This window comes from Bradyrhizobium sp. PRIMUS42, assembly GCF_023006515.1.
Classification (GTDB): domain Bacteria; phylum Pseudomonadota; class Alphaproteobacteria; order Rhizobiales; family Xanthobacteraceae; genus Bradyrhizobium.
The window spans coordinates 1-6,680 of the sequence record NZ_JALBGZ010000345.1 but is presented as its reverse complement, the minus strand read 5'-3'; the positions used below and the strand labels follow the sequence as shown (position 1 = coordinate 6,680).

General features: G+C 66.0%; 4 protein-coding genes and 1 pseudogene. All 5 read right to left on the bottom strand.

The window, feature by feature from the left end; translation table 11 throughout:
- Positions 1-1,758 (bottom strand): dihydroxy-acid dehydratase (gene ilvD, locus MOV75_RS22840; RefSeq protein ID WP_247006663.1); only part of this gene is annotated, 1,758 nt, incomplete at its 3' end.
- A 241-nt stretch (positions 1,759-1,999) separates the two neighbouring features.
- Positions 2,000-2,236, bottom strand: a pseudogene (locus tag MOV75_RS22835) (sugar phosphate isomerase/epimerase); the annotation flags it as partial.
- 448 nt (positions 2,237-2,684) lie between these two features.
- The gene (locus MOV75_RS22830) at positions 2,685-3,899 is read right to left on the bottom strand and encodes a DUF1236 domain-containing protein (protein WP_246921588.1); all 1,215 of its coding nucleotides are present in this window, start codon (positions 3,897-3,899) and stop codon (positions 2,685-2,687) included.
- 134 nt (positions 3,900-4,033) lie between these two features.
- Positions 4,034-4,417: a GrlR family regulatory protein gene (locus MOV75_RS22825; protein WP_246921585.1), complete on the bottom strand. Its 384-nt coding sequence runs from the start codon at positions 4,415-4,417 to the stop codon at positions 4,034-4,036.
- A 33-nt stretch (positions 4,418-4,450) separates the two neighbouring features.
- Positions 4,451-6,484 (bottom strand): NAD(+) synthase, encoded by a 2,034-nt coding sequence (locus MOV75_RS22820; protein WP_246921581.1) that lies wholly within the window; start codon positions 6,482-6,484, stop codon positions 4,451-4,453.
- Between the last annotated feature and the right edge of the window lie 196 nt (positions 6,485-6,680).

Here is a 6,680-nt window from a genome sequence, read left to right as displayed (position 1 = left end):
CTTGCGCGCAGCCGGCTGCCAGGCGGCGTCGCCCTTCGCCTCCTCCGCGGCACGGCGCTGGGTTAGCTCCTCATCGGAGACCTCCAGGCTGATGCTGCGGTTCGGGATGTCGATCGCGATGCGATCGCCGGTGCGGACCAGACCGATGTTGCCGCCTTCGGCCGCTTCCGGCGACAGGTGGCCGATCGAGAGGCCCGAGGAGCCGCCGGAGAAACGTCCGTCGGTGACGAGCGCGCAGGCTTTGCCGAGGCCCATCGATTTCAGATAGCTCGTGGGATACAGCATCTCCTGCATGCCGGGGCCGCCGCGCGGGCCTTCGTAGATGATGACCACGATCTCGCCGGCGACCACCTTGCCGCCCAGAATGCCCTCGACGGCGGCGTCCTGGCTTTCGAACACGCGCGCGGGGCCTTCGAATTTCAGGATCGAGGCATCGACGCCCGCGGTCTTCACGATGCAGCCGTCCTGCGCGAGGTTGCCGTAGAGCACGGCGAGGCCGCCGTCCTTGCTGAAGGCGTGCTCGAGGTTGCGCACGACGCCCTTCTCGCGGTCGGCGTCCAGCTCGTCGTAGCGACGCTCCTGGCTGAAGGCGACCTGGGTCGGGATGCCGCCGGGCGAGGCGCGGAAGAAGGTGCGGACCGTCTCGCTCTTGGTCCGCTTGATGTCCCAGCGCTCCAGCGCCTCGTTCATGGTCGGCGCGTGCACGGTCGAGACCGAGGTGTCGATCAGGCCGGCGCGGTCGAGCTCGCCCAGAATGCCCATGATGCCGCCGGCGCGATGTACGTCCTCGACGTGAACGTCGGCCACCGACGGCGCGACCTTGCACAGCACGGGCACGCGGCGCGACAGCCGGTCGATGTCCTTCATGGTGAACTCGACCTGCCCTTCATGGGCGGCGGCGAGCAGATGCAGCACGGTGTTGGTCGAGCCGCCCATCGCGATGTCGAGCGTCATCGCGTTCTCGAACGCCTTGAAGTTCGCGACGTTGCGCGGCAGCACGGAGGCATCGTCCTGCTCGTAATAGCGGCGGACGAGATCGACGATGGTGTGGCCGGCCTCGACGAACAGGCGCTTGCGATCGGCATGGGTCGCGACCACCGTTCCGTTGCCGGGCAGCGCGAGGCCAAGCGCCTCGGTCAGGCAGTTCATGGAGTTGGCGGTGAACATGCCCGAGCATGAGCCGCAGGTCGGGCACGCCGAGCGCTCGATCACCTTGACGTCCTCGTCGCTGACCTTGGAATCGGCCGCCGCGACCATGGCGTCGATGAGGTCGACCGCTTTGGTCTTGCCCTCCAGCTTGACCTTGCCGGCCTCCATCGGGCCGCCCGAGACGAACACGGCGGGGATGTTGAGCCGCAGCGCTGCCATCAGCATGCCGGGCGTGATCTTGTCGCAGTTGGAGATGCAGACGAGGCCGTCGGCGCAGTGCGCGTTGGCCATGTACTCGACGCTGTCGGCGATCAGCTCGCGCGACGGCAGGCTGTAGAGCATGCCGTCATGGCCCATGGCGATGCCGTCATCCACTGCAATGGTGTTGAACTCCTTGGCGACGCCGCCGGCCTGCTCGATCTCGCGGGCGACGAGTTGGCCGAGGTCCTTGAGATGGACGTGGCCGGGCACGAACTGGGTGAAGGAGTTGACGACGGCGATGATCGGCTTGCCGAAATCGCCGTCCTTCATGCCCGTCGCGCGCCAGAGGCCGCGGGCGCCCGCCATGTTGCGGCCGTGGGTGGTGGTGCGGGAGCGATAGGCTGGCATGGCGGTTTCCGTCCTCGGTTTGACCGGCCGGGCGGGAAAATATGGAGCCGCCTCAGGCCTTTGTGGCCGGATAGCGCACGGGGTGCCGCCACGCAACGGGAACTTGCCCTGAAAGGGCCCCGATTGCCCCCGTGCAAGTCTCCCCTGCTTCCGGCGCGGGCTCTCTGACGTCCTCCGGACGCAGCGCAGCGTCTCTACGACGATGCGCTGCAGAGCCGGGGCCCACGTGGTAGCGAGTGCTCATGGGATCGTGGCTGTCGATCTTGAAGCCCCAGAACGGGCCGTGGATGCCCAGCCGGCCGGTATGGCCTGAGAGCATCTGCTTGATCTCGCCAGCCGTGCTGCGCCAATCGCTATCGAGCAGATCCGCGCGGAAGAAATCCTGGATTTCGAGATCACGCGGCCTTTCGAGAAGCCAGTCGCGATGCGCGGGGATCGATTTGATGGACAATGCAGCACCCAGCACCGGCTTCGACATGGCTTGCTCCTTGGCTGTCAGCGATGACCGGAGCAGCGCTAGACCAGTTCAATGACAGGCCGGTGAAATCGAGGTTCTGCAGCGCTGGGAGATGTGGACATCCTGTCGATCGCGTGCTGCGGATCGAGCAACAGCCATCAAACCACCGATGCCGAACGAGCACATGGCAAGCGGTATCTGTGTCCGTAGTGATCCGGAATGGAGTCCTATAGCGATGTCGCGTACATCGCGGGACATCGATCGGCGGCCACTTCCACGGGCATCACCCTCTGATCGCGCTACATGGGGTTGGGGGACCACATGGGGCGGGGGATTGAAGGCTGGGGCAAGGTGACGAGGTCCGGACTCCTAGGCACTCCGGACCTCGAAACTTTTTGGATTAAACGCAGCAACGCGCCGTCCGGAGGGGCATCCGGGCGGCGCGTTGTCGTTTCAGCGTGTTCTTCGGCTAGCGCGGCTGCGGCTCGAGTGTGACCGTGCAGTCGCCCTGCCCTTGCGTTGCGACCACGATATTGCCCGCGGGAGCGCCGAGGGCGATCGGCGCGGACGAGCCGCCGCCGGGCATCTGGACAATCACGCTCACGGAATCGGTGCGCGCGGTCGATCCCACGGTTGTGGGCTCTGCCTGGGCAACATTGCCCGAGGCGTCGCGCCGCATGATCTGGCAGTTAACGGGGCTTGCCCCGGTCGCCGCCATGCTCTGGCTCTGGCCGGCGCTACCGCCCATCTGCGCGCGGGCCCGCGACGGATCGCGCGGCACCTGGCTGACGATGCGATGCGAGCGCGGCTCCACAATGACGACCTCGTCATCCGTCGCGAAGTACTCGTAGTCCCGATATTCCGGTTCAATCGAGACGATCTCGGGCGGAAGCCGATGGAGACGCACGCGCGGCGGAATCGTCTCGCCGACCCGGATCGAGATGTTCAGATTGCGCTCCGGCTGCGCCAGGCGTGCGCGGCTGACCGTTTCGGAGATCCGAACCTGCTTCTCGGACGTCACCTGGGTCTGCTGATTGACCTGCGTGTTGGTCTGCATCGTCCGATTGGCTTGATTGGTCTGCGTGCCCGAGGTAGCAGGCGCGGTCTGAGCATTGTTGGTCGGAGCCGTCCGGTTCGTGTCCGTCGCGGTGGCCGGCCGGTTGTTCTGCTGCGCCGGCTGTTGCTCGGCGGCATTGCGCGGCGGCTGGGCCTGGTTGCGCTCGTTCTGGTTGGCCGTTGCCCCAGTGCGCTCGTTCTGCTGGCCAGCCGGGCCGGTCTTGGACTTCTCGGACTCGGCCGTTGATTTCTGCGGCGCTGACTTGTCCTGCTTCGTCTCAGCGCTGCTCTTGCTGTCGCGTCCCGGTTTCGCGCTCTCGGCTTCACGGTTGCGATCGCGCGCAGGCTCGCGGGATTCTTGTGCCTGATCCCTAGCCTTCGGCTGGTTACGCTCGGCAGAATTGGCAGGCTGGCGCTTGTCATCATTCGCCTCCTGCTTGGCCGGGCCGCCCTTCTCTTCTCGGCCCGCGCCCTGCACTCGCTCCTGGGCGCCCTGCGCGCGCTCTTGAACACGTTCTTGGGCGCCGCCCCGCTGCGGCGCAGCGCCTTTCGCCGGCTCCTCGGTCCGTCTCGGCTCGTCTCTGCGCTCACCGGGTGCCTGAGCGTAGGCGAAGCCGGACGCGAGCATCAGTCCGATAGCTGCAGTCGATAACATCAAGTGCTTGCGCATGGTCCCTCTCCTCGACAATTCGCAACAACAGACGCGAACGTTCTGTGGGTGCGAAGGTTCCTGAGCAGGAACGAGAGCCGATCACGCCGGGTTCACATTGCGTCCTTGAGTGTGAGGCGCGCCGTGAATGTCACGGTGGTCTTGCCGACCAGCGCCATGCCTTCGACCTCGGCGCCACCGGCGGAATAATCACCCGAGAAACCGCAAGTGACCTCCCGCCCGCCGAACGCGAGCGTCCTGCCGACGGCCTCGGTGTGCTGATTGACGATCATGTCGCCCCGCCACTTGCCGTTCCGGAACGTGTAGCTGCCGGTGTAGTAGAAGAAGCTGTCGCCGCCCATGATGCGACCATCGCTGAGCACGACCACGCCTCTGGCCTGCCCGCGCTTGCCGTCACGCATCTCGATGTCGAAGATGTAGAGGCCGTTGACGACCCCGGCCTCTCCGCCCGCTTCCGCCCTGTCCCCGGCCGACATCCGATCATCTCCCCATGTCGATCCGCGCCCCGATCAGCTGGGCACGTTCCGTTCGAGATCTTCGAGCCACGCGGTCGCGCTCGCATCCGACGGCGCGCGCCAGTCGCCACGCGGTGACAGCGACCCGCCGGCCGAGACCTTCGGGCCGTTCGGCATCGCCGAGCGCTTGAACTGGCTGAAGGCAAAGAAGCGGCGCAGGAACACTTCGAGCCAGCGCCGGATCTCGGGAAGCGCATAGGCCTTGCGCCGGTCGTTGGGGAATGCCGGCGGCCATTCGCCCTTGGCGACGTCCTTCCAGGCATGCTGGGCCATGAAGGCGATTTTGGACGGACGCATGCCGAAGCGCAGCGTGTAGAACAGGTTGAAATCCTGCAGCTCGTACGGACCGACGGCCGCTTCCGTGCTCTGCGGCTTCTCGCCGGCCTCGACCGGCACGAGCTCGGGCGAGATTTCGGCCACCAGGATCGAGCCGAGCGTGCGGTTGACGTCGTCGCTGAATTGCTTCGACGAGATCACCCAGCGGATCAGGTGCTGGATCAGCGTTTTCGGTACCCCAGAGTTAACGTTGTAATGCGCCATCTGGTCGCCGACGCCATAGGTGCACCAGCCGAGCGCGAGCTCGGAGAGGTCGCCGGTGCCGATCACGATGCCGCCGTGATGGTTGGCGAGCCGGAACAGATAATCCGTGCGCAGGCCCGCCTGCACGTTCTCGAAGGTGACGTCGTAGACCTTCTCGCCCCGGCCGAAGGGATGGCCGATGTCCTTCAGCATCTGCGTCGCCGTGGTGCGGATGTCGAGCTCCTGCCAGCTCGTGTGCAACGCCTGCATCAGTGCCAGCGCATGGGACTTGCTCTCGCTGCCGGTGGCAAAGCCCGGCATGGTGTAGGCCAGGATGTTCTCGCGCGGCAGACCGAGCAAGTCGACCGCCTTGGCGGCCACGATCAAGGCGTGGGTGGAATCGAGCCCGCCCGAGACGCCGATCACGACGCGCTTGGTGCCGGTGGCGCGCATGCGCTGCACGAGGCCTGCGACCTGGATGTTGTAGGCCTCGTAGCAATCCTGCTCGAGCAGGCTCTCGTCGCTCGGCACGAACGGAAAGCGCTCGACCTTGCGCAGGAAACCGATGTCGGCGGCCGGAGGCTTCAGCGCGAATGTCACCTTGCGGAAAAACGCCTCGCGCTGGCGGCGGTTGTCGTCGAACGTGCCCATCAGCACGCGCTCTTGCCTCAGCAGGTCGAGGTCGATGTCGGCAGTGGTGATCTGGCCGCCCTGCCGGAACCGCTCGCCCTCGGCCAGCAGCACGCCGTTCTCGTAGATCGAGGTCTGGCCGTCCCAGGCGAGATCGGTGGTCGATTCCCCTGCCCCGGCGGCCGCGTAGACATAAGCCGCGAGGCAACGCGCCGACGTCGATTGACACAGCAGCGCACGCGAACGCGCACGGCCAATCGTGATCGGGCTGCCCGAGAGATTGATCAGCACGCTGGCGCCGGCAAGTGCGAGCTCGGACGCCGGCGTCACCGGGATCCACATGTCCTCGCAGATCTCGACGCCGATGGTCAGGCCCGGCACGTCCTCGGCCGAAAACAGGAGGTCGACGCCGAACGGGGCATGCAGCCCGCCAAAGGAGATCGTCTCTCCGACCATGCCGGCGCCGGAGGCGAAATGCCGGCCCTCGTAGAATTCGCGGTAGGTCGGCAGGTAAGTCTTCGGTACCACGCCGAGAATGTTGCCGCGATGAATGACCACGGCGCAGTTGTAAATGCGATGACCAAAGCGCAGCGGTGCGCCGACGATCACGACCGTCATCAGTCCTGCGGAGGCGTCGACGATGCCCAGAAGGCCGCGCTCGACCGCATCGAGCAGCGGATCCTGCTTGACCAGATCTTCGATCGCATAGCCGGACAGGCACAGTTCGGGAAACACGGCGACCGACACCGACTGCTCGTGGCAGGCATTGGCCGCCGCCAGCACGGCCTTCGCGTTGGCGGAGGGATCGGCGACATGGGACGTGGTGACACAGGCCGCCACGCGCGCAAATCCGTGGGCGTAGATCGAGTGGAAAGTCATCGAGCGCAGTACCCTTGATCCTTCGCTGCCGAAACCGTCAGCTCCGGACCATATGTAGCCCATTGGCCGGGGCCCGTGCAGGCCATCCGCCGTCATGCATAACGGATTTGCAGGATGGCCTGCCCGGCGCCTGGCGAGTTCAGGCGCTGCGGGCCAGCACGCCGGACAGGTCGTCGCGCAGCCATTCGGCGATCCG

Coding starts and splice junctions, on each gene's coding strand:
- MOV75_RS22830 (WP_246921588.1), bottom strand. CDS start 3,899: ATGCTCGCGTCCGGCTTCGCCTACGCTCAGGCACCCGGTGAGCGCAGA.
- MOV75_RS22825 (WP_246921585.1), bottom strand. CDS start 4,417: ATGTCGGCCGGGGACAGGGCGGAAGCGGGCGGAGAGGCCGGGGTCGTC.
- MOV75_RS22820 (WP_246921581.1), bottom strand. CDS start 6,484: ATGACTTTCCACTCGATCTACGCCCACGGATTTGCGCGCGTGGCGGCC.